Annotated in this window: 22 protein-coding genes; 19 read left to right on the forward strand and 3 right to left on the reverse strand. The window is 70.0% G+C overall.

Going from position 1 to position 20,650, the window contains the following annotated elements; translation table 11 throughout:
• The first annotated feature begins 1 nt into the window (after nucleotide 1).
• The 19 genes from FG99_RS15080 to FG99_RS15170 all read left to right on the forward strand — a co-directional run bounded on the left by FG99_RS15080 (nucleotide 2) and on the right by FG99_RS15170 (nucleotide 17,445).
• Nucleotides 2–772 (forward strand): fumarylacetoacetate hydrolase family protein, encoded by a 771-nt coding sequence (locus tag FG99_RS15080; RefSeq protein ID WP_043270785.1) that lies wholly within the window; start codon nucleotides 2–4, stop codon nucleotides 770–772.
• 19 nt (nucleotides 773–791) lie between these two features.
• Nucleotides 792–2,252 carry a 5-carboxymethyl-2-hydroxymuconate semialdehyde dehydrogenase gene (hpaE, locus tag FG99_RS15085; protein ID WP_009621678.1) on the forward strand — a complete coding sequence of 487 codons (1,461 nt, stop codon included), beginning with the start codon at nucleotides 792–794 and terminating at the stop codon, nucleotides 2,250–2,252.
• A 112-nt stretch (nucleotides 2,253–2,364) separates the two neighbouring features.
• Nucleotides 2,365–3,288, forward strand: coding sequence for a 3,4-dihydroxyphenylacetate 2,3-dioxygenase (gene hpaD / locus FG99_RS15090; RefSeq protein WP_043270787.1), 924 nt, complete (start codon nucleotides 2,365–2,367; stop codon nucleotides 3,286–3,288).
• A gap of 10 nt (nucleotides 3,289–3,298) precedes the next feature.
• Nucleotides 3,299–3,691: a 5-carboxymethyl-2-hydroxymuconate Delta-isomerase gene (locus FG99_RS15095; RefSeq protein ID WP_043270789.1), complete on the forward strand. Its 393-nt coding sequence runs from the start codon at nucleotides 3,299–3,301 to the stop codon at nucleotides 3,689–3,691.
• Nucleotides 3,692–3,734: 43 nt separating this feature from the next.
• On the forward strand, nucleotides 3,735–5,054 hold the full coding sequence (locus FG99_RS15100) for an MFS transporter (protein WP_043270791.1): 1,320 nt from the start codon (nucleotides 3,735–3,737) through the stop codon (nucleotides 5,052–5,054).
• Nucleotides 5,055–5,066: 12 nt separating this feature from the next.
• Entirely contained in the window at nucleotides 5,067–5,870 is an 804-nt protein-coding gene (hpaH, locus tag FG99_RS15105; protein ID WP_009621671.1) for a 2-oxo-hept-4-ene-1,7-dioate hydratase, read from the forward strand.
• 118 nt (nucleotides 5,871–5,988) lie between these two features.
• Nucleotides 5,989–6,795, forward strand: a complete 807-nt coding sequence (gene hpaI, locus FG99_RS15110) for a 4-hydroxy-2-oxoheptanedioate aldolase (RefSeq protein WP_043270793.1) — start codon at nucleotides 5,989–5,991, stop codon at nucleotides 6,793–6,795.
• Nucleotides 6,796–6,933: 138 nt separating this feature from the next.
• Nucleotides 6,934–7,374 carry a GlcG/HbpS family heme-binding protein gene (locus tag FG99_RS15115; protein WP_043270795.1) on the forward strand — a complete coding sequence of 147 codons (441 nt, stop codon included), beginning with the start codon at nucleotides 6,934–6,936 and terminating at the stop codon, nucleotides 7,372–7,374.
• Between the two features lie 131 nt (nucleotides 7,375–7,505).
• On the forward strand, nucleotides 7,506–8,804 hold the full coding sequence (locus FG99_RS15120; RefSeq protein WP_043270797.1) for an NAD(P)/FAD-dependent oxidoreductase: 1,299 nt from the start codon (nucleotides 7,506–7,508) through the stop codon (nucleotides 8,802–8,804).
• A gap of 34 nt (nucleotides 8,805–8,838) precedes the next feature.
• On the forward strand, nucleotides 8,839–9,204 hold the full coding sequence (locus FG99_RS15125; protein WP_009621663.1) for a cupin domain-containing protein: 366 nt from the start codon (nucleotides 8,839–8,841) through the stop codon (nucleotides 9,202–9,204).
• A 250-nt stretch (nucleotides 9,205–9,454) separates the two neighbouring features.
• Nucleotides 9,455–10,123: a response regulator transcription factor gene (locus FG99_RS15130; protein ID WP_043270799.1), complete on the forward strand. Its 669-nt coding sequence runs from the start codon at nucleotides 9,455–9,457 to the stop codon at nucleotides 10,121–10,123.
• Between the two features lie 59 nt (nucleotides 10,124–10,182).
• Nucleotides 10,183–10,998 carry a molybdenum cofactor biosynthesis F family protein gene (locus FG99_RS15135; protein ID WP_043270801.1) on the forward strand — a complete coding sequence of 272 codons (816 nt, stop codon included), beginning with the start codon at nucleotides 10,183–10,185 and terminating at the stop codon, nucleotides 10,996–10,998.
• Nucleotides 10,995–11,789, forward strand: a complete 795-nt coding sequence (locus FG99_RS15140; protein WP_043270803.1) for an SDR family NAD(P)-dependent oxidoreductase — start codon at nucleotides 10,995–10,997, stop codon at nucleotides 11,787–11,789. Before FG99_RS15135 ends, FG99_RS15140 begins: the two co-directional genes overlap by 4 nt.
• Complete coding sequence (locus tag FG99_RS15145) at nucleotides 11,786–12,553, forward strand: SDR family oxidoreductase (protein ID WP_043270804.1); 768 nt, start codon at nucleotides 11,786–11,788, stop codon at nucleotides 12,551–12,553. Before FG99_RS15140 ends, FG99_RS15145 begins: the two co-directional genes overlap by 4 nt.
• 144 nt (nucleotides 12,554–12,697) lie before the next feature.
• Entirely contained in the window at nucleotides 12,698–13,684 is a 987-nt protein-coding gene (locus tag FG99_RS15150; RefSeq protein ID WP_043270806.1) for a response regulator transcription factor, read from the forward strand.
• A 105-nt stretch (nucleotides 13,685–13,789) separates the two neighbouring features.
• The gene (locus tag FG99_RS15155; RefSeq protein WP_043270808.1) at nucleotides 13,790–14,659 is read left to right on the forward strand and encodes a transporter; all 870 of its coding nucleotides are present in this window, start codon (nucleotides 13,790–13,792) and stop codon (nucleotides 14,657–14,659) included.
• 10 nt (nucleotides 14,660–14,669) lie between these two features.
• The gene (locus FG99_RS15160) at nucleotides 14,670–15,824 is read left to right on the forward strand and encodes an MFS transporter (RefSeq protein WP_081884639.1); all 1,155 of its coding nucleotides are present in this window, start codon (nucleotides 14,670–14,672) and stop codon (nucleotides 15,822–15,824) included.
• 32 nt (nucleotides 15,825–15,856) lie between these two features.
• A complete protein-coding gene (locus FG99_RS15165; protein WP_043270812.1) occupies nucleotides 15,857–16,969 on the forward strand; it encodes a class II histone deacetylase in 1,113 nt (370 codons plus the stop codon).
• A 137-nt stretch (nucleotides 16,970–17,106) separates the two neighbouring features.
• Nucleotides 17,107–17,445: a hypothetical protein gene (locus tag FG99_RS15170; RefSeq protein WP_009621654.1), complete on the forward strand. Its 339-nt coding sequence runs from the start codon at nucleotides 17,107–17,109 to the stop codon at nucleotides 17,443–17,445.
• A gap of 1 nt (nucleotide 17,446) precedes the next feature.
• Here the strand turns inward: FG99_RS15170 and feaR are convergent, their stop codons facing one another.
• From feaR to FG99_RS15185, 3 genes are all read right to left on the reverse strand, one after another.
• A complete protein-coding gene (gene feaR / locus FG99_RS15175; RefSeq protein ID WP_043270814.1) occupies nucleotides 17,447–18,388 on the reverse strand; it encodes a transcriptional regulator FeaR in 942 nt (313 codons plus the stop codon).
• A 141-nt stretch (nucleotides 18,389–18,529) separates the two neighbouring features.
• The gene (locus tag FG99_RS15180; protein ID WP_043270815.1) at nucleotides 18,530–19,108 is read right to left on the reverse strand and encodes a DUF3156 family protein; all 579 of its coding nucleotides are present in this window, start codon (nucleotides 19,106–19,108) and stop codon (nucleotides 18,530–18,532) included.
• Entirely contained in the window at nucleotides 19,089–20,588 is a 1,500-nt protein-coding gene (locus FG99_RS15185) for an APC family permease (protein WP_043270817.1), read from the reverse strand. Before FG99_RS15185 ends, FG99_RS15180 begins: the two co-directional genes overlap by 20 nt.
• Between the last annotated feature and the right edge of the window lie 62 nt (nucleotides 20,589–20,650).

A 20,650-nucleotide genomic window follows, 5' to 3' on the forward strand; every position in this document is an offset into this window, starting at 1 on the left:
GATGAAACACGCACGCATCCGCTACCAGGGCGAAGTCCACGCAGTGACCGTGGAAGCCGACAACGCCGTGCGCCTGGCCGATGGCCGCCTGCTCGGCGAGCACGAGGTGCAGTGGCTGCCGCCGGCCGAAGGGAGCATGTTCGCCCTCGGCCTGAACTACGCCGACCACGCCGCCGAACTGGCCTTCAAGGCGCCCACCGAGCCGCTGGCGTTCATCAAGTCCAAAGGCACCTACACCGGCCACAACCAGGTCACCTGGCGCCCGGACAACGTTGCCTACATGCACTACGAGTGCGAGCTGGTGGCGGTGATCGGCAAGCCGGCGCGCAACGTCAGGCGCGAGGACGCCCTCGCCTACCTGGCCGGCTACACCGTCTGCAACGACTACGCCATCCGCGACTACCTGGAGAACTACTACCGCCCCAACCTGCGGGTGAAGAACCGCGACGCCACCACCCCGGTCGGCCCCTGGATCGTCGACGCCGCCGACGTGGTCGACCCGTCGAAGCTGAAGCTGCGCACCTGGGTCAACGGCGAGCTGAAGCAGGAAGGCACCACCGCGGACATGATCTTCGACATCCCCTACCTGATCGAATACTTCTCCAGCTTCATGACCCTGCAGCCGGGCGACATGATCGCCACCGGCACGCCGGAAGGCCTGGCCGACGTGGTGCCGGGCGATGAAGTGGTGGTGGAAGTGGAAGGCGTCGGCCGCCTGGTCAACCGCATCGTCAGCGAGGCCGAGTTCTTCGCGAACCGCGCCCGTCCCTAATCGAGATAGAGAAACAAGCATGATCAAGCACTGGATCAACGGCCGCGAGGTCGAGAGCAAAGAAGTCTTCCAGACCATCAACCCGGCCACCACCGAGGTGATCGCCGAAGTCGCCAGCGGCGGCGCCGAGGAAATCGCCATGGCCGTGGCCGCGGCCAAGGAAGCCTTCCCGAAATGGGCCAACACCCCGGCCAGGGAACGCGCCAAGCTGATGCGCAAGCTGGGCGAGCTGATCGATGCGAACGTGCCCAACCTCGCCGAGCTGGAAACCCTCGACACCGGCCTGCCGATCCACCAGACGCGCAACGTGCTGATCCCGCGCGCCTCGCACAACTTCGAGTTCTTCGCCGAGGTCTGCACGCGCATGGACGGCCACAGCTACCCGGTGGACGACCAGATGCTCAACTACACCCTGTACCAGCCGGTGGGGGTGTGCGGCCTGGTCTCGCCGTGGAACGTGCCGTTCATGACCGCCACCTGGAAGACCGCGCCCTGCCTGGCCCTGGGCAACACCGCGGTGCTGAAGATGAGCGAGCTGTCGCCCTTGACCGCCAACGAGCTGGGCCGCCTGGCCCTGGAAGCCGGCATCCCGCCGGGCGTGCTCAACGTGGTACAGGGCTACGGCGCCACCGCCGGCGACGCCCTGGTGCGCCACCCCGACGTGCGCGCCATCTCCTTCACCGGCGGCACTGCCACCGGGCGCAAGATCATGCAGACCGCCGGCCTGAAGAAGTACTCCATGGAGCTGGGCGGCAAGTCGCCGGTGCTGATCTTCGACGACGCCGACCTCGACCGCGCCCTGGACGCCGCGCTGTTCACCATCTTCTCGCTGAACGGCGAGCGCTGCACCGCTGGCAGCCGTATCTTCATCCAGGAGAGCGTGTACGAGCGTTTCGTCGAGGAGTTCGCCGCCCGCGCCAAGCGCCTGATCGTCGGCGACCCACAGGATGCGAAGACCCAGGTCGGCTCGATGATCACCCAGCAGCACTACGACAAGGTCACCGGCTACATCCGCATCGGCATGGAAGAAGGCGCGCGCCTGGTCGCCGGCGGCCTGGAGCGCCCGGCCAACCTGCCGGCGCACCTGGCCCGCGGGCAGTTCGTGCAGCCCACGGTGTTCGCCGACGTGGACAACCGCATGCGCATCGCCCAGGAGGAAATCTTCGGCCCGGTGGTCTGCCTGCTGAAGTTCAAGGACGAAGCCGAGGCCCTGCGCCTGGCCAACGACACCGAATACGGCCTGGCCTCCTACATCTGGACCCAGGACATCGGCAAGGCCCACCGCCTGGCGCGCGGCATCGAGGCCGGCATGGTATTCATCAACAGCCAGAACGTGCGCGACCTGCGCCAGCCGTTCGGCGGGGTGAAGGGCTCGGGCACCGGCCGCGAGGGCGGCGAGTACAGCTTCGAGGTGTTCGCCGAGATCAAGAACGTGTGCATTTCCATGGGCAGCCACCACATCCCCCGCTGGGGCGTGTAAAAAGGCGGCCCGATGAGAGCGGCCGCCCAGGCCGCCTGCATCGCCGGCGTGCAGCCACAATCACAAGAATCCGGGCGCCCCAGCGCAGGCGCCCCGCACCAGGAGAACCACCATGGGCAAACTCGCTCTGGCTGCCAAGATCACCCACGTTCCCTCGCTGTACCTTTCCGAACTGCCCGGCCCGCGCCAGGGTTGCCGCCAGGCGGCGATCGACGGCCACAAGGAGATCGGCCGCCGCTGCCGTGAGCTGGGGGTGGACACCATCGTGGTGTTCGACACCCACTGGCTGGTCAACGCCGGCTACCACATCAACTGCGCGCCGCACTTCCAGGGGCTGTACACCAGCAACGAGCTGCCGCACTTCATCGCCAACATGGAGTACGAGTTCCCCGGCAACCCGGAGCTGGGGCGCATCCTCGCCGAGGGCTGCAACGCCATGGGCGTGGACGTGCTGGCCCACGACGCCACCACCCTCGGCCCGGAGTACGGCACCCTGGTGCCGATGCGCTACATGAACGCCGACCAGCACTTCAAGGTGGTCTCGGTCTCGGCGCTGTGCACCGTGCACTACCTCAACGACAGCGCGCGCCTGGGCTGGGCCATGCGCAAGGCAGTGGAAGAGCACTACGACGGCACCGTGGCCTTCCTCGCCAGCGGCTCGCTGACCCACCGCTTCGCCCAGAACGGCCAGGCCCCGGAGTTCGCCGACAAGGTCTGGAGCCCGTTCCTGGAAACCCTCGACCACGAGGTGGTGCGGATGTGGCAGCGCGGCGACTGGCAGGCCTTCTGCGGCATGCTCCCGGAGTACGCGGCCAAGGGCCACGGCGAAGGCTTCATGCACGACACCGCCATGCTCCTCGGCGCGCTGGGCTGGTCGGACTACGACGGCAAGGCCGAGGTGGTCACGCCCTACTTCGGCTCCTCCGGCACCGGGCAGATCAACGCCCTGTTCCCGGTCACCCCGCAGGACGGTTCGGCGATCCCCGCCGCCCAGGCCTCCAACCCCGCCGGCAACCCGTCCGCCAGCCGCCTCTGAGGAGCCCGCCATGCCGCACTTCATCGCCGAGTACACGCACAACATCGAAGCCGAGGCCGACCTGCCCGGCCTCTTCGAGAAGGTCCACGCCTGCCTCGGCGCGAGCGGGGTGTTCCCGCTCGGCGGCATCCGCAGCCGCGCCGTGCGCCTGGACACCTGGCGCATGGCCGACGGCGCGCACGACTACGCCTTCGTCCACATGAGCCTGAAGGTGGGCGCCGGGCGCGACCTGGCCACCCGCAGGCAGGTCGCCGACGCGCTGTTCGAGGTGATCAAGGCGCACTTCGCCGACCTCCAGGCGCGCCGGCTGCTGGCGTTGTCCTTCGAGATGAGCGAGCTGAACGCCGAGCTCAACTACAAGCAGAACAACGTCCACGCCTTCCTCAACGGCCAGGCGGGCTGAAGCCCGCCGCGCCCCCGGCCACTCGCAGAACAAAGACAAGACCATGAGCACCGCCACCCTGCCCTCCGCCGCACAGCCCTCCGCCGCCCTGCCCGCCGGCAGCGACGCCACCCACGCCCGCGTGGTCTGGCGCCTGATGCCGCTGCTGCTGATCTGCTACGTCTTCGCCCATCTGGACCGCATCAACATCGGCTTCGCCAAGCTGCAGATGAGCGCCGACCTGCACTTCAGCGACACCGTCTACGGCCTGGGCGCCGGGCTGTTCTTCGTCGCCTACGCGCTGTTCGGCGTGCCCAGCAACCTGATGCTGGAACGCGTCGGCCCGCGCCGCTGGATCGCCTTCCTGATGGTCACCTGGGGCCTGCTGTCCACCGCCATGCTGCTGGTGCAGAGCGCGGCCGGCTTCTACAGCCTGCGCCTGCTGCTGGGGGTGGCCGAGGCCGGCTTCTTCCCCGGCATCCTGGTGTACATCAACCGCTGGTTCCCGGCGCGCCGACGCGCCGGCGTCACCGCGCTGTTCGCCATCGCCGTGCCCATGGCCGGGGTGATCGGCGGGCCGCTGTCCGGCGGCATCCTCGAGGGCTTCCACGACTTCCTCGGGCTGCGCGGCTGGCAGTGGATGTTCCTAGCCGAAGGCCTGCCGGTGGTGCTGCTCGGCCTGCTGGTCTGGCGCCGTCTGCCGGAGAGCTTCGAACGCGTGGCCTGGCTCAGCGACGAGCAGAAGGCCGGCCTGCGCGCGGAGATGCAGGGCGAGGAACGACGCAAGCAGATCACCTCCCTCGCCGGCATCTTCCGCGATCGCCAGGTCTGGCTGCTGGTGGCCATCTACTTCGCGGTGATGCTGGCGGTGAACACCCTGGCCTTCTGGATGCCCAGCCTGATCCACGGCGCCGGCATCGGCTCCGACGGCCGCGTCGGCCTGCTCAGCGCCCTGCCCTACCTCGCCGGCTGCGTGTTCATGATCGCCCTGGGGCGCTCCTCCGACCGCCGCCGCGAGCGCCGCTGGCACCTCGCCGTGCCGCTGCTGCTGGCCGCCGCCGGCCTGGCCCTGACCGGCCTCGCGCCAGGCAGCGCCTGGCTGGTGCTGGCCGGGCTGGTGCTCGCCGGCATGGGCGCCAGCGCCGCGCTGCCGATGTTCTGGCAGCTGCCGCCGGCCTTCCTCGCCGACCGCGCCCAGGCCTCCGGCATCGCCCTGATCAGCTCCTTCGGCAGCATCGCCGCCTTCGCCGCGCCCTACTTCATCGGCTGGATGCGCGACACCACCCACAGCTCCAGCCTGGCCCTGTACCTGCTGGCCATCCTCATCGCCCTCGGCGCCGCCCTGGTCCTGCGCACCCCGGCCACCGTGGTCAACCCCCGCTAAAGAGATATCGCCATGCTCGACTCCAGCCTCATCCAGGAAGCCGCCGCCCGCCTCGACGCCGCCGAGCGTTCGCGCCAGCAGGTGCGGCAGTTCTCCCTCGACTACCCGGACATCGCCATCGAGGACGCCTACGCCATCCAGCGCGCCTGGGTGGCTCAGAAGATAGCCAATGGCCGCGTGCTGAAAGGCCACAAGATCGGCCTGACCTCCCGCGCCATGCAGGTCTCGTCGAACATCACCGAGCCGGACTACGGCGCGCTGCTGGACGACATGTTCTTCGACGAAGGCAGCGACATCCCCTTCGAGCGCTTCATCGTGCCGCGGGTGGAAGTGGAGCTGGCGTTCATCCTCGGCAAGCCGCTGAAGGGGCCGAACGTCACCCTGTTCGACGTGCTGGAGGCCACCGAGTGGGTGATCCCGGCGCTGGAGATCATCGACGCGCGCATCCAGCAGGTGGACCCGCAGACCAAGGTCACCCGCAAGGTCTTCGACACCATCTCCGACAACGCCGCCAACGCCGGCGTGGTCATGGGCGGCCGCGCGGTGCGGCCGACCGAGATCGACCTGCGCCGCGTGCCGGCGATCCTCTACCGCAACGGCGTGATCGAGGAATCCGGCGTCTCCGCCGCGGTGCTCAACCACCCGGCCAAGGGCGTGGCCTGGCTGGCCAACAAGCTGGCCCCCTACGACGTCACCCTGGAACCCGGCCAGGTGATCCTCGGCGGCTCCTTCACCCGCCCGGTGGCGGCGGCGCCCGGCGATACCTTCCACGTCGATTACGACCAGCTCGGCAGTATTTCTTGCCGGTTTGGATGAGTTTGAGCTGGAAGCTGGAAGCCTGAAGCTGGAAGTCAGAGCGACTCCGGCTTCTAGCTTCTAGCTTCCAGCTTCTAGCTTCCAGCTTCCAGCTTCATCCTTCCACCAAGGACCTCCCATGCCCCCCCCCTTCAATACCTTCAAACAACGCCTGCAATCCGGCGAAGCCCAGATCGGCCTCTGGCTCGGCCTGGCCGATCCCTACTGCGCCGAGCTGGCGGCCAACGCCGGCTTCGACTGGCTGCTGATCGACGGCGAGCACGCGCCCAACGACCTGCGCAGCCTGCTCGGCCAGCTGCAGGCGGTGGCGCCCTACCCGGTGCAGCCGATCATCCGCCCGGTGCTCGGCGACACGGCGCTGATCAAGCAACTGCTCGACATAGGCGCGCAGACGCTGCTGGTGCCCATGGTGGATTCCGCCGAGCAGGCCCGTGAGCTGGTGCGCGCCATGCGCTACCCGCCGTTCGGCGTGCGCGGCGTGGGCAGCGCCCTGGCCCGCGCCTCGCGCTGGAACAGCATCCCCGGCTACCTCGACGAAGCCGACGCGCAGATGTGCCTGCTGGTGCAGGTGGAAAACCTCGAAGGCCTGGCCAACCTCGACGCCATCGCCGCGGTGGACGGCGTCGACGGCGTGTTCATCGGCCCGGCCGACCTCAGCGCGGCCATGGGCCAGCGCGGCAACCCCGGGCACCCGGAAGTGCAGGCCGCCATCGAAGACGCCATCGCCCGCATCCAGCGCGCCGGCAAGGCCGCCGGCATCCTCAGCGCCGACGAGAAGCTGGCCCGGCGCTACCTGGAGCTGGGCGCGAAGTTCGTCGCCGTGGGCGTGGACACCAGCCTGCTGATGCGCTCGCTGCGCGAGCTGGCCGGCAAGTTCAAGGGCGGCGCCCAGCCCCAGGCCCCGTCCGCCCCCTCGGTGTACTGAAGCCCCGCCGCCCGCCAGGCCCGCGCGGGAAGGCGCGGCTGGCGGGCGGGGCCCAGGCAAGGATTTTCCTGGCCCTTGCAAAGCCCCGCCCCCTTTCGGTCATGATCCGCCCCCACCTTCCCACTCGGAGTCCCCTCGATGACCGCACTCGTCCGCCAGCAGGCACACCTCACCCTGAACCTCGCCCAGCAGGCGCTGCAGGCCGCGCTCGCGCGCGCCGAGGAACTGGGCCTGCGGCTCAGCATCGCGCTGGTCGACGCCAGCGGCCTGCCGGTGCTCACCGCGCACATGGACGGCGCCGCGCAGCCGTGCCGCGAAATCGCCCTGAAGAAAGCCGGCACCGCCGCCGCCTTCGACAAACCCACCGGCGACTGGCAGGCCTACCTGGAACAGAGCGCGCCCACCGTGCGCCAGGGCCTGCCGCTGCAGACCGGGCTGGTGCTGTTCGGCGGCGGCGAGCCGCTGCGCCTGGGCGAGGTGGTCATCGGCGCGGTCGGCGTCTCCGGCGCCTCCGAGGCGCAGGACATGCTCTGCGCCCGCGCCGCCGTCGAGCGCGTGGAGCAACTGCTGGCCGACTGAGCCGCCGCTGTCAGTCCCGGACAAGTGGCCGGGCAGCCAGGGTCAAGACAGGAATGGGCGCCGCGGCCCCTAATAGGGCCATCCGCGCGGCAGCGGCCGCGCCCTTTTCCCTCCGGTTCCAGGCTGCAGTCATGATCAACATCGAGACCCCCACCTACTACACCGCGACCAAGAAATACGACCTGTCCTTCCCCTCCCTGGAGGCGGACCTGGAGGCCGACGTCGTCGTGATCGGCGGCGGCTTCTCCGGCATCAACACCGCCCTGGAGCTGGCCGAGAAGGGCATCACCAACATCGTCGTGCTGGAGGCGCGCTACCTCGGCTTCGGCGGCACCGGGCGCAACGGCGGGCAGATCATGGCCGGCATCGGCCACGACCTGGAGAAGATCAGGAAGGACGTCGGCGAGGACGGCCTGCGGCAGATCTTCGAGATCAGCGACCTGGGCGCCGACATCATCAAGGGCCGCATCCAGAAGTACGGCATCGACGCCGACTTCTGCCACGGCTACGGCTACATGGGCTTCAACGCCCGCCAGGCGAAGACCCTGCGGGCCTGGGAGAAGGAGTTCAAGTCGCTGAACTCCACCCACGAGATCCGCTACCTGGACGGCTCCGAAGTGCGCCAGATCATCGGCTCCGACGCCTACTCCAGCGCCCTGCTGCACATGGGCGGCGGCCACGTGCACTCGCTCAACCTGCTGCTCGGCGAGGCCAAGGCCCTGGCCAGCCACGGGGTGAAGATCTTCGAATACAGCCCGGCGCTGGACGTGACCTACGGCGAGCGCATCACCGTGCGCACCGCCAAGGGTTCGGTGAAGGCCGGCAAGCTGCTCTGGGCCTGCGACAGCTTCCTCAACAAGCTGGAGCCGGAGCTGCACAAGAGCACCATCAACACCTACGCCTTCCAGATGATGACCGAGCCGCTGTCGGACGAACTCATCCAGCGCATCAGCCCGATCCGCGGCGCCTACAGCGACATCCGCCCGGTCATCGACTACTACCGCGTGACCCGCGAGAACCGCCTGCTGTTCGGCGCCGCCACGCCCTTCATCGAGCACATCCCGCGCGACCTCAAGGCCTGGAACCGGGCGCTGATGCTGAAGATCTTCCCCTATCTGGAAAACGTGAAGATCGACCTGGCCTGGGGCGGCCCCATGGCCTGCAGCCCCAACCTGTTCCCGCAGATCGGCGCCCTGCCTGGCCGCCCCAACGCCTTCTTCGTGCAGGGCTACTCCGGCTTCGGCGTCACCCCCAGCCACATCATCTGCAAGGTGCTGGCCGAGGGCATGAGCGAAGGCTCCGCGCGCTACGACCTGATCAGCTCGGTGCGACGCATCCGCGTCCACGGCAAGGACCAGTTCCGCCCGCTGCTGCTCAGCGCCGGCAAGACCTGGCACCAGGTGTCCGGCTACTGGTCCGGGCGCCGCTGAACCCTCTTTCCTTCACTTGCACAGGAGCAAGCACATGGCACTCACCCCCATCAGGCAAGGCATCACCCTCGACCAACTGGACGCCTGGGGCACCGTGGCCGACCTCGGCTCGGAAATCCTCGAAGGCGAGGTCCGCGCCTTCGGCAAGATGACCGCCGGCGCCCCCACCGACCCGGTCAGCGCCGCCTACTTCGGCACCACCGGCGGCAAGTTCCGCATGACCTATCCCTTCAACGAACAGGCTACGGTGGTCAGCGGCGAGGTGCGGCTGACCGACGAAGCCACCGGGCAGAGCCAGCTGTACAAGGCCGGGGACAGCTGGTTCGTGACCAAGGGCACGCAGGTGCTTTGGGAGGTGTTGGGGGAGGGGTTCGTGAAGCATTACTACGCGGTGGTTTGAGGGCTGGTTCGGGAGCCTGAAGAGCACCCTCTCCCCAGCCCTCGGCTGCGCGCCCCGCCCTGAAGGGAGAGGGAGCTAGCCCGTGCCGAGAGGAGGCCTGGCTTCAGCCGGAAGCATTTGGCGTTGCCGGCTGACGCCAGAACATCCAACCCTGCCCAACGGTCCCCTCTCCCTTCAGGGAGAGGGTTAGGGAGAGGGAAAACAAGCTACCCTCAGGCACCTCACCCCACCCCCACGCAGGACCCAGCCCATGCCCACCCCCGAACAAATCGGCCAACGCTGCCTGCAAGCCTTCCACCAACTGGTCCCCGCCACCCGCGCCGCCTTCTACCGCATCGACGCCGACCTGCAGGCCTGCGACTTCCAGCTGCTCGGCATGGGCCGACAGATGCACGCCGACTACCTCGACCACTACCACCGCCTCGACCCGCTGCGGCCCGGCGCCTGCCTGGCCACCGGCCTGCCGGTGGTGCCGCTGGCGGTGGGCATGGCGCAGCAGCCCGGCGACCAGCGCGAGCGCTACCACGGCTTCCTGCGCCGGCACGGGGTGATCGACGTGGTGGAAATCATCGCCGCCGACCGCGGCCGCCCGCTGGCCGGGCTTTCGCTGCTGCGGCGCGTCGGCGAGGCGCCCTTCTCCAGCGACGAACTCGACCGCCTGCGGGCCCTGCAAGGGTTGCTGGAGCTGGCCGCCCAGGCCCTGCCCCGGAGCCACGACGCCCTCGCCCAGCTCACCCCGCGCGAACGCGAGATCGCCCTGCTGCTGCGCGACGGCGCCAGCAACAAGGACCTGGCGCGCCAGCTCGGCCTGAGCCTGGCCACGGTGAAGACGCACCTTATCCACCTGTTCCGCAAGGCCGGCGTGGCCAGCCGCACCGAGCTGCTGGCGCGGCTGTTCCTGGATCAACCATCCGGTTGATGTTCCCCGCGCGCCCCGCCGCGCAGCATGGGGGCTCCACCAACACAGGAGTCCCACCCATGACCGCTTCTTCCGACTGGATCACCGTCGGCGCCCTCGCCGAGGGTTTCGCCCCCGAGGCCTTCATCCTGCCGCGCCTGGCCGACCTCGCCGGGCAGCGCCTGGAGCTGCACTTCGCCAACGGCTGGCGCATCGAGCACCAGTTCGACGCCGAGACCACCCGCTGGCGCGCCGCCGACGGCCACTCCGCGGGCGAGGCGCCCTACCGCGCCACCTCGGTGCGCCCCGGCATCGTGCTGGTCGACTTCATCAAGCGCGAGAATGGCCAGGCCTGGTCGGTCAGCCTGGTGCTGGACCGCCACAGCCAGTCCTTCACCGCCGTGCTGGGCCAGCTGCCCGGTGCCGCCGAGGCCGGCGAAGGCCTCTACGCCCGCGCCCTGGCCGGCAAGGAACTGACCGGCGTGCAGGTGCAGATCCTCCACGGCAGCCTCGACCGCCCCTGGCAGCAAGGCGCCTGCCCGCACGCGCCGAGCAGCGAACTGGTGGGCCTGCGCAACCGCTACCGCTACAGCCCCACCGAGGTCTACGAGCACATCTACCTGAACGACGGCTTCTACACCTGGCAGTGCCTGGCCGGCGTCGAGGCCGGGCTGTGCGACACCGACCGCTGCCACTACTACAAGGTCGCCGAGCAGCTGTACCTGTTCGTCTGGCGCGAGAAGATAGTCCCCACCCTCGGCCTGGTGATGATCGACCTGCAGCAGCACCGCAGCGACGGCAAGATCTTCGGCTACGCCGGCAGCGGCTTCGACGAGCTGTCCAACTTCCCGGTCGCCTCCTACTGCGACGAACTCAACCGCACGGTGTACCCGTGAGCGGCCGCGTCGTCGTCATCACCGGCGCCGGCACCGGCATAGGCGCGGCCTGCGCGCGGCGCTTCGCCGAAGCCGGCGACAAGGTGGTGCTGATCGGCCGCCGCCGCGAGACCCTGGAACAGGTCGCCACCCAGTGCGGCGGCCTGGTGCTGGCCGGCGACGCCGCCGACGGCGAAACCTGGCAGGGCTTCGTCCAGCGCATCGAGGCAGCCTTCGGCGGCATCGACGTGCTGGTCGCCTGCGCCGGCGGCCACGGCCTGGGCGCGGCCGGCGAGACCAGCGACCAGGCCTGGCGCGACGCCCTGCGCGGCAACCTCGACAGCGCCTTCGCCAGCGCCCGCGCCTGCCTGCCATCGCTGCTGGAACGGCGCGGCAACATGGTGCTGGTGGGCTCCATCGCCTCCCTGGTGGCCGGGCCCGGCGTGTGCGGCTACACCGTCGCCAAGCACGCGCTGCTCGGGCTGATGCGCTCCCTGGCGCGGGACTACGGCCCGCGCGGCGTGCGCGTCAACGCCCTGTGCCCCGGCTGGGTGCGCACGCCCATGGCCGATGCCGAGATGCAGCCGCTGATGCAACACCATGGCGAAAGCCTGGACGCCGCCTACGCGCGGGTCACCGCCGAGGTGCCGCTGCGCCGCCCGGCCACGGCGGACGAGATCGCCGGGCTGTGCCAGTTCCTCGCCAGCGAGGCGGCGGCCATCGTCACCGGCGCCTGCCTGGTGGCCGACGGCGGCGCCAGCGTGGTGGACCTGCCCACCCTCGCCTTCGAACGCATGGAGAACCAGCCATGACGCGCTTCGACTTCAGCGGCCGGCGCGTGCTGGTCACCGGCGCGGCCCAGGGCATCGGCCGCCGCATCGCCGAGGGCTTCGCCACAGCCGGCGCCTCGCTGCTGCTGCTCGACCGCCAGGAGCAGGCCGTCGAAGCCCTGGCCAGCGAACTGCGCAGCCAGGGCCACGAGGCACGGGCGCTGGCGGTGGACCTGGCCGATCCACCGGCCATCGCCACCGCCCTCGCCGGGCTCGATGGCCTGGACGTGCTGGTGCACAACGCCGCCTACTTCCCGCTGACCGACTTCGCCGCCATCACCCCGCAGCTGCTGCAGCGCACCCTGGCGGTGAACCTGGGCGCGCTGTTCTGGCTGACCCAGGCCGCCCTGCCGCTGTTCGCCGCGCGCGGCGGCGGCTGCGTGCTGGCCACCTCCTCGGTCACCGGCAACCGGGTGGCCTACCCGGGGCTGAGCCACTACGCGGCGTCCAAGGCCGGGGTCAACGGCTTCATCCGCAATGCCGCGCTGGAACTGGCGCCACGCAACATCCGCGTCAACGGCGTGGAGCCGGGGATGATCCACACCCCGGCCATGGCCAACCTGGGCGACGCAGCACTGGAAGCGCGCATCGCCGCCGGCATCCCCCTGGGCCGCCTCGGCCAGCCGGCGGACATCGCCAACGCCATGCTCTTCCTCGCCTCCGACGCCGCCGCCTACATCACCGGCCAGACGCTGGTGGTGGACGGCGGCGCCACCCTCCCGGAAAGCAGTGCCGCGCTGGCCTGAACCACCCGCCCATCCTGCATCTGCAGGATGGTGCGCGCGCGCCGCGATGCGGATACTCAGCCCCAGGCCCTGCCCTGTCGTCCCGACACCCGGCCGCTCACTGATGACTGACAACAACAACTAAAGTCGCAGCAGGGGAACCCCATGAGCAGCACCCTCGACCTGTCCTTCGGCGCCCAGCGCTTCAGCGAATTCAACGCCCTGGTCCTGGACCTCCAGCGCCTGGCCCAGGAATGCGCGCTGCCCGGCATCCACGCCGCCGCCATGGGCCGCCTGCAGCAGTTGCTGGACTTCGACATGGCCTGGTGGGGCCGCGCGGCCCTGGTCGACGGCCTGCCGCTGGAGCACAGCAGCCACCTCTACCGGCTGCCGGACAGCTACCTGGAGGACTGGCAGGCGATCCGCCACCAGGACATCACCGTCAAGCGCGTCTACGCCACGCCCGGCCACTCGGTGCGCATCGACACCCACGCCGCCGACTGCACCCCCGGCCTGCGCTGGCTGGCCGAGCGCCACGGCTTCGGCGAATTCCTCTGCATCATCCACATCGACCCGCGCACCCAGCTCAGCCTGCACCTGAGCCTGTACCGCCGCGCCGGCGCGCGCCCCTTCGACGCCAGCGAGCGCTTCCTGGTGGACCAGATGATGCCGCACCTGGTGGCCGCCGAAGGGGCCAACCAGATCCGCGCCCTGGTGGCCCTGCGCGAGCGCCTGGACGCGCCCAACCCGCTGGCCCTGGCGGTGTGCGACCGGCATGGCCTGCTGCACTATGCCGAGCGCGGCTTCGTCGAGCTGCTGCTGCGCGAATGGCCGCGCTGGACCGGCCCGCGCCTGCCGGCAGAGGTCGACCCGGCCGCCGGCTACAGCGGCCAGCACCTGCAACTGCAGGCCACCGCCGTGCACGACCTGCTGCTGCTCAGCGCCCGCCTGTGCCCGGCCATGGCCCGCCTGAGCACCCGCGAGGCCGAGGTGGCGCAGCGCTTCGGCCTGGGCAGCACCTACAAGGAAATCGCCCGCGACCTGGGCCTGGCGCCGAACACCGTGCGCCACCACATCCGCAGCATCTACAGCAAGCTCGGCGTCAACGGCAAGGCCGGCATCGCCCAACTGCTGCACCACCCGCCCGGCTGATAGCCGGCCGCATTTCCCCCAACGCCTCCACATCCCGACGCCGCGTCCGCGCGCGGCGCCAGGGGAGGCTTTCGCCCGCCTCACCGACAGAAGAAGAAAACCACCATGAAGCTGCACCGAAGCCTTTCGCTCTGCGCCCTTGGCGCGCTGTACCTCGGCCCGGCCCAGGCCGCCGACCTCAACGCCCGCGACTTCTTTTCCGCCCCCGTGGGCACCAGCCTGGGGGTGACCTACCTGCCGCTCACGCGCTCCGACGACTACCACGGCGCGGCGGACAGCAGCGGCAAGGCCGACCTCAAGGTGAATGCCCTGGCCTACCGCCAGCTGTGGTTCAGCGACATCTGCGGGCGCCTGTGCACGCCGCAGTTCATCGTGCCCTACGCCGATATCGAGGCGCGCGGCCCCGGCGCCGCCGAGCGCAGCCGCGAACGCGGGGTGGGCGACCCGCAGGTGGGCGGCACGCTGTTCTTCATCGACGAGCCGCAGACGCGCACCTACAGCGGCCTGCTGGCCCTGGTCAGCCTGCCGCTGGGCGAATACCACGCCAAGGACCCGGGCGTGTCGCCCGGCGCCAACCGCTGGGCCCTGCACCTGAACTACAACTACACCCGCGGCGTGGGCGAGAACTGGGTGCTGGAAGCCAACCTGGAAGCCCAGCTCTACGGCAACAACGACGACTACCTCGGCGCCACCCTCGAACAGAAGCCGCTGTACCGCCTGCAGGCCTTCGCCTCCTACGACTTCACCCCCGCCACCTATGCCGCGCTGCGCCTGATCGCCGCCGACGGCGGCGCCCTGCGCCTGGGCAGCCACGACATAGACGACAGCCACCAGCGCTACACCCAGGCCGGTTTCGAGGTCGGCCACTGGCTGGACAAGCGCAACCAGGTGCTGCTCGGCCTCACCCGCAATGTCTCCACCGCCAACGCGTATGCCCAGGACAACCTGCTGCTGCGCTTCGTCCATGCCTTCTGAGGTCGCCGCCATGACTGTTCCGCGTACTCCCTCGCCGGCCCTGCTGGCGGCCGTGGTGCTGTTCGCCGCCATCACTCCCGCGGTGCTGCTCACCGCCCCGGCCATCGCCAGCCAGCTGGCCGCCCAGCTGCACCTGGAGCCGGCGCGCATCGGCGACCTGTTCGCCGTCGAGCTGGGCGCCATGAGCCTGGCCACCCTGCCCTCGCTGTTCTGGCTCAGGCGCGTGGACTGGCGCCTGGCCGGGTTGTTGGCGGCGCTGGGCTTCATCCTCGCCAACCTGGCCTCGGCGAACGCCGGCGGCTACCAGGCGCTGCTCGTGCTGCGCGCCCTCAGCGCCTTCTGCGGCGGCTCGCTGATGATCCTCTGCCTGTCCTGCGCCGCCGGCATGCCCAACCCCAGCCGCGCCTACGGCATCTGGGTGCTGGGCCAACTGGTGCTCGGCGCCGTCGGCCTGGCCGTGTTGCCACGCCTGTACCAGGCCTACGGCCTGGGCGCCGGCTACCTGGCCCTGGCCGCGCTGATGCTACTGGCGCTGCCGCTGGTGCGCGCCCTGCCGAGCGGCGCCATGGCCGCCACCGGCCCGCGCAGGACCGTCGAGGCGCCGCGCTGGAAGATCGCCGCCGCCATCCTCGGCCTGCTGGGTTTCTACGTCGCCCTGAGCGCGGTCTGGACCTTCGTCGGCGCCATCGGCGAACGCGCCGGGCTGGCCGTCACCCTCGGCGGCGAGGTGCTGGCCGTGGCCACCCTGGCCGGCATCGCCGGCGCCACCTGCGCCAGCCTGGCGGGCGAGCGCTGGCGCCGCGAGGGCCAGCTGGCCGCCGGCTTCGCGCTGATGGCCCTGGCCATCCTCCTGCTGCTCGGCGCCCCGGGCCTGGCGCGCTTCGCCCTGGCCGCGCTGCTGTTCAAGTTCACCTGGACCTACGCCCTGCCCTTCATCCTCGCCTGCCTCGCCGAGCTGGACGCCAGCGGCCGGCTGATGAGCCTGAGCAACCTGGTGATAGGCGCCGGCCTGGCCCTGGGCCCGGCCCTCGGCGGGCGGCTGATCGGCGTCGACGGCGGCTTCCACAGCCTGCTGCTGGGCGCCGCCGCGCTCACCGCCCTGTCCCTGCCCCTGATCCTCGGCAGCCGCCCGCGCGCGGCGGCCGCCACTGCGCAACCCCTGTGAACACCTATGAACACCTATGAATGGAGCCTTCCATGACCCGACGCACCGCATTCTTCTTCGATGAGCTGAGCCTCTGGCACAGCGCCAGCCAGCACGCCCTGTTCCTGCCCGTGGGCGGCTGGGTGCAGCCGCCGGCCGGCGGCGGCCATGCCGAGTCGCCGGAAAGCAAACGGCGCCTGAAGAACCTGATGGACGTTTCCGGCCTCACCCGCCAGCTGGACCTGCGCAGCGCCGAGCCGGCCAGCGAGCGCGACCTGCTGCGCGTCCACCCGGAGCACTACCTGCAGCGCTTCAAAGCCCTGAGCGACGCCGGCGGCGGCGAGCTGGGCGACCACGCGCCCATCGGCCCGGGCAGCTACGAGATCGCCCGGCTCTCCGCCGGCATGGCCATGGCCGCGGTGGACTGCGTGCTGCGCGGCGAGGCGGACAACGCCTACTCGCTGTCGCGCCCGCCGGGCCACCACTGCCTGGCCGACCAGGCCATGGGCTTCTGCATGCTGGCGAACATCCCCATTGCCATCGAGGCGGCCAGGGCGCGGCACGGCATCGAGCGGGTGGCGGTGGTGGACTGGGACGTGCACCACGGCAACGGCACCCAGGCCATCTACGAGGAGCGCGGCGACGTGCTGAGCGTCTCGCTGCACCAGGAGAACTGCTTCCCGCCCGGCTACGGCGGCGTCGCCGATCGCGGCCGCGGCGCCGGCCTGGGCGCCAACCTGAACGTCCCGCTGCCCGCCGGCAGCGGCCACGACGCCTACCTGCAGGCGCTGGACGAAATCGTCCTGCCGGCCCTGCGGCGCTTCCGCCCGCAACTGATCATCGTCGCCTGCGGCTACGACGCCAACGCCGTAGACCCGCTGGCGCGCATGCTGCTGCACAGCGGCTCGTTCCGCGCCATGACCGCGCGCCTGCGCGAGGCCGCCGAGCAGCTCTGCGACGGGCGCCTGGTGCTGGTCCACGAGGGCGGCTACGCCGAAGCCTACGTGCCCTTCTGCGGCCTGGCGGTGCTGGAGGAACTGAGCGGTATCCGCACCGCGGTGGAAGACCCGCTGCTGGAATTCCTCGGCCTGCAGCAACCGGGCAGCGAGGTGGCGGCCTTCCTCCGCCAGCGCGTGCGGGACCTGGCGCGGCAACTGGCGCCCTGAGCCATCGGCGGCCGGCGCCCCCGCGGCGGCCGCCGATCCGTTTGTCCAGGCGTGGAAGAAAGCCCGGCGAACCCGTGGTCCAATCCAGGAGAAGGCCGGGCATCCGTGCCGGCCGACGAAGAACTGGAGGCCACGCCATGAGCACCCTGACCATCGAAGGTTGGTACAAGCCCGACCCCGACGCCAAGTCCATGCCCATCGAGGACATCCACTTCTACCTCAGCGGCACCGACCGCCGGCACCTGGAAGACGCCGAGGAAGAACTGCAGCGCACCCACGAGCGCGAGGCCTGGGTGGACGTCGACATGAGCACCCTGGAACTGGACCTGCCCGAGGGCTACGGCCCGCTGTCCGACTGCCGGATGCGCGTCTACCTGGACCAAGAGGAACGCGGCCACTTCCACCTGGTGGGCCACCGCGCCAGCGACGGCAGCCTGATCTACAGCAACGCCGTGCTCATCGACCAGCTGCTCTGACTCAGGCCACGCTCAGGGCGCTGGCCCGGTAGTCCTTGGGCGAGCGCTCGAAGTGCTTCTTGAAGGCGCGGCTGAAGTGCGCCGAGTCGGTGAAGCCCCATTTGTAGGCGATGGTGGTGATCGACTCGCCGCGCAGGATGGGGTTGGCCAGGTCGTCGGCGCTGCGCTGCAGGCGCGCGCGCTGGATGTAGCGGCAGACGCTGTCGCCCTGCTCCTCGAACAGGCGGTACAGGTGGCGCACCGAGATGTTCAGGCGCTGCGCCAGGCCCTGGGGGTTCAGGCCCGGCTGGGTGAGGGATTCGTCGATGACCTTCTGCACGTAGCTGCGCAGGTTGCCGCCCTGCAGCGCCTCGCTGCCGGGCGTCTCGCCGTGGCTGCCGAGGGCCGTGGGCAGGAGCGCGATGAAGGCGTTCTCCAGGGCCTCGCTTTCGGCGCCGGCGGGGTTCGAGCCGGACTCGCGGCACAGCTGGTCCACCAGCAGGTGCAACATGCGCCCGCTGGCGCAGGCGGCGGAGACCTTGCCGAACTTGCTGCGCCCGGGCAGCACCTTGTCCAGCGCCGCGCGCGGCAGGTGCAGGGAGGCGTGCTCGATGAGGCCGAAGGGGGTGATCTCGCAGCTGCCCACCGAATCCATCAGCAGCAGCTCGCCGGGGGCCAGCTGGATGTCCACGCCGTTCTGGCTGACCTGGGAGAAGCCGCTGCGCTGGCTGATCAGGAAGCAGTGGCGGTCGTCGTCCTGGTCCGCATTGAGGCGCTTGCGGGCGATCAGCCCGGCATTGGTGCGCAGGTGCGCCATGGTCAGGCCGGAGTGCGATTGCGCGTGGATCTCGCCGATGAACAGCGAACGGCTGAAGGCCAGTTGCGTCTCGAACTGACCGCAGATGGAGCGCAGCGCCGCGCTCCAGCCTTCCAGCCCGACCTGGGCGGCATGATGGGCTTGCATACGCACCTCCGTGGGGCGTTGTTGTTGTTGTCGCGAAACAGTTAACATGTTATCGAAATGCCCGCAACGAATTTCTGACAGCCGTTTCCTATGCAGTTGGCATGCCAGTGGGCGTGGATAACCTGTAAACGAACGCTGCGCTCAGAGCTCGCCGAGCAGGCGCCCCAGATGGAACAGCGCGCGCAGCAGGTGGTCGCGCTGTTCGCGCTCCAGGCGCAGGTAGCGGCGGAAGCTGGGCAGGCGGTTGACCACCTCGCTGGCGGCCATGTGCTCCAGGCGGATGCGCCAGCGCCCGGCGCCGAATTCCAGCTCCAGGCGCTTGAAGTCCAGCGGCGGCAGCGCCCGTTGCAGGTGCTCGTCGGCCGCCAGGCGCTCGGCCAGGCGCGCGCCCAGCGCCGGGTCGCCGGAACGCTGGCGGCATTCCACGCCCTGGCGCCGCAGCACACCCTGGTGGCGCAGCTCGAAGCGCGCCTCGCCGGCATGCGCCGCCGGCCCCTCGACGACGAACTCGGTGAGCACCAGGTGCATGAGGAACTGCGCCTGGGGCCGCTCGCGCAGCTCGAAGACCAGCCCGCCATCCACCGTGCTGAAGCGCCCGGCGCCGGGCTCCAGGGCTTCGAAGGCCAGGCCGCCGAGGTTGCGCCGGGCCTGCTCCAGGGTCACCCCCGGGCGGTAGCCCGAGGGCGGCCGGCGCAGCCAGTCAGACAGCCTTGGAAGCATGGCCGTAGAACTCGCTGGAATGGATGCCGGGTTCGGCGCGGAACTCCTTCTCCAGCACCTCTTCCACCGGCACCGGGCGGAACGGGTTGACCTTCTGCACCAGCAGGGTCCAGAACAGCGCGTAGGCGGCGGTGAGGCCGAGCATCACGGCGAAGGGCACGTAGATGTCGGCGGGGTTCATGCCCGGCGGGGTGATGTACCACATGCCGATGAGGATGCCGACGCTGGAGACGATCTGCGGCAGCGGGAACAGCGGCGAGCGGTAGGCCCGCGGCAGGTCCGGGCGGCGGATGCGCAGCAGCACCACGGAGAGGGTCACCAGCAGGTAGGCGGTGCTCCAGGCGCAGACCGCGGCCAGCACCAGGTTCATGATGTGGTCGGTGTTGCCACGCAGCCACAGGGCGTGCAGGCAGGGGATCAGCACCGCCACCAGGATGCACAGCACCGGCGTCTTGAAGCGCGGCTGCAGGTAGGCGAAGCACTTGGGCAGCGCGCCGTCCACGGCCATGCCGTACATGATGCGCGGCACCCCGGCCATCAGGGTGTTGATGGTGGCGGCGCCGGCGAACAGGAAACCCACGCCCAGCCACAGCGGGCCGACCTGGCCCATCACCTGCTCGGCGAAGCGCGGGATGGCCATGGGCGTGTCCAGCAGGTGCACGCCGGCGGCCGGGTCGAGCAGCACGTTCTCCACCTGGCGCTTCATCGCCGCGCCGTAGATGAACATGCACGAGGCCACGCCGAACAGGCCCAGGGCCATGGCCCGCGGCATCACCTTGGCGGAGTTGCGCAGGTCCGGCGCCAGCGGGGTGACGAACTCGCAACCGACGAACATGAACATGGCCATGCCCACCAGCGAGAGGATGGTCTGCAGGTCGGTGCCCACCAGCGAGGCGCCGAACCAGCCGTCCAGCTGCACCGCCGGGGCGGCCAGCAGGCCGAGCACGCCGAACACCATCAGGGTGCTCCACATGCCGAAGGTCAGCACCACCTCGGCGCGGCCGAAGGCGTTGACGCCGAACACGTTGAGGATGCCGAACACCACCACGAAGCCCACGCCCAGCAGCCAGGAGCCGCCGGCGGACTCGGCCAGGGTGTTGAGGTGCTCGAAGTTCACCAGCGCCATCACCCCGGAAAGGATGGTCTCGGCGGTGCCGGCGAAGACGTGGACGATCAGGTAGGCGGCGATGGTCCCGGTGATGGCGAAGAAGCGCCCCATGCCGCAGGAGATGTAGTCGTACACCGAGCCGCTGGTGGGCAGGATCGAGGCCGCCTCGGCGAAGGTGGTGGACTGCGCCAGCATCATCAGCACGGCGATCACCATGGCCGCGGCGAAGGCGCTGCCGCCGATGCCGAAGCCCATGGTGGCGGTGAGGATGACCGGGCTGGCCATGATCAGGCCGATGGTGCTGGCCAGGGCGGTGGGAAAACCGACAGTGCCGCGCATGAGGTGCGCGTCGAGCTGCTGCTGGATGGACATGGTGGTGGGCCTCTAAGCAGATGTTCTGGTTTGTTGTGGCTTAGGCAGGGGCGGCACGATGG

This window comes from Pseudomonas sp. AAC (assembly GCF_000725445.1).
Lineage (GTDB): Bacteria > Pseudomonadota > Gammaproteobacteria > Pseudomonadales > Pseudomonadaceae > Pseudomonas > Pseudomonas citronellolis.

What these genes read in the sequence shown, in the direction of transcription:
- FG99_RS15150 (WP_043270806.1), top strand. Translation starts at nt 12,698, where the DNA reads ATGAGCAGCACCCTCGACCTGTCCTTCGGCGCCCAGCGCTTCAGCGAA.
- FG99_RS15115 (WP_043270795.1), top strand. Translation starts at nt 6,934, where the DNA reads ATGACCGCACTCGTCCGCCAGCAGGCACACCTCACCCTGAACCTCGCC.
- FG99_RS15135 (WP_043270801.1), top strand. Translation starts at nt 10,183, where the DNA reads ATGACCGCTTCTTCCGACTGGATCACCGTCGGCGCCCTCGCCGAGGGT.
- FG99_RS15180 (WP_043270815.1), bottom strand. Translation starts at nt 19,108, where the DNA reads ATGCTTCCAAGGCTGTCTGACTGGCTGCGCCGGCCGCCCTCGGGCTAC.
- feaR (WP_043270814.1), bottom strand. Translation starts at nt 18,388, where the DNA reads ATGCAAGCCCATCATGCCGCCCAGGTCGGGCTGGAAGGCTGGAGCGCG.
- FG99_RS15165 (WP_043270812.1), top strand. Translation starts at nt 15,857, where the DNA reads ATGACCCGACGCACCGCATTCTTCTTCGATGAGCTGAGCCTCTGGCAC.
- hpaI (WP_043270793.1), top strand. Translation starts at nt 5,989, where the DNA reads ATGCCCCCCCCCTTCAATACCTTCAAACAACGCCTGCAATCCGGCGAA.
- FG99_RS15185 (WP_043270817.1), bottom strand. Translation starts at nt 20,588, where the DNA reads ATGTCCATCCAGCAGCAGCTCGACGCGCACCTCATGCGCGGCACTGTC.
- hpaE (WP_009621678.1), top strand. Translation starts at nt 792, where the DNA reads ATGATCAAGCACTGGATCAACGGCCGCGAGGTCGAGAGCAAAGAAGTC.
- FG99_RS15130 (WP_043270799.1), top strand. Translation starts at nt 9,455, where the DNA reads ATGCCCACCCCCGAACAAATCGGCCAACGCTGCCTGCAAGCCTTCCAC.
- FG99_RS15095 (WP_043270789.1), top strand. Translation starts at nt 3,299, where the DNA reads ATGCCGCACTTCATCGCCGAGTACACGCACAACATCGAAGCCGAGGCC.
- hpaH (WP_009621671.1), top strand. Translation starts at nt 5,067, where the DNA reads ATGCTCGACTCCAGCCTCATCCAGGAAGCCGCCGCCCGCCTCGACGCC.
- FG99_RS15125 (WP_009621663.1), top strand. Translation starts at nt 8,839, where the DNA reads ATGGCACTCACCCCCATCAGGCAAGGCATCACCCTCGACCAACTGGAC.
- FG99_RS15145 (WP_043270804.1), top strand. Translation starts at nt 11,786, where the DNA reads ATGACGCGCTTCGACTTCAGCGGCCGGCGCGTGCTGGTCACCGGCGCG.
- FG99_RS15160 (WP_081884639.1), top strand. Translation starts at nt 14,670, where the DNA reads ATGACTGTTCCGCGTACTCCCTCGCCGGCCCTGCTGGCGGCCGTGGTG.
- hpaD (WP_043270787.1), top strand. Translation starts at nt 2,365, where the DNA reads ATGGGCAAACTCGCTCTGGCTGCCAAGATCACCCACGTTCCCTCGCTG.
- FG99_RS15170 (WP_009621654.1), top strand. Translation starts at nt 17,107, where the DNA reads ATGAGCACCCTGACCATCGAAGGTTGGTACAAGCCCGACCCCGACGCC.
- FG99_RS15080 (WP_043270785.1), top strand. Translation starts at nt 2, where the DNA reads ATGAAACACGCACGCATCCGCTACCAGGGCGAAGTCCACGCAGTGACC.
- FG99_RS15100 (WP_043270791.1), top strand. Translation starts at nt 3,735, where the DNA reads ATGAGCACCGCCACCCTGCCCTCCGCCGCACAGCCCTCCGCCGCCCTG.
- FG99_RS15120 (WP_043270797.1), top strand. Translation starts at nt 7,506, where the DNA reads ATGATCAACATCGAGACCCCCACCTACTACACCGCGACCAAGAAATAC.
- FG99_RS15155 (WP_043270808.1), top strand. Translation starts at nt 13,790, where the DNA reads ATGAAGCTGCACCGAAGCCTTTCGCTCTGCGCCCTTGGCGCGCTGTAC.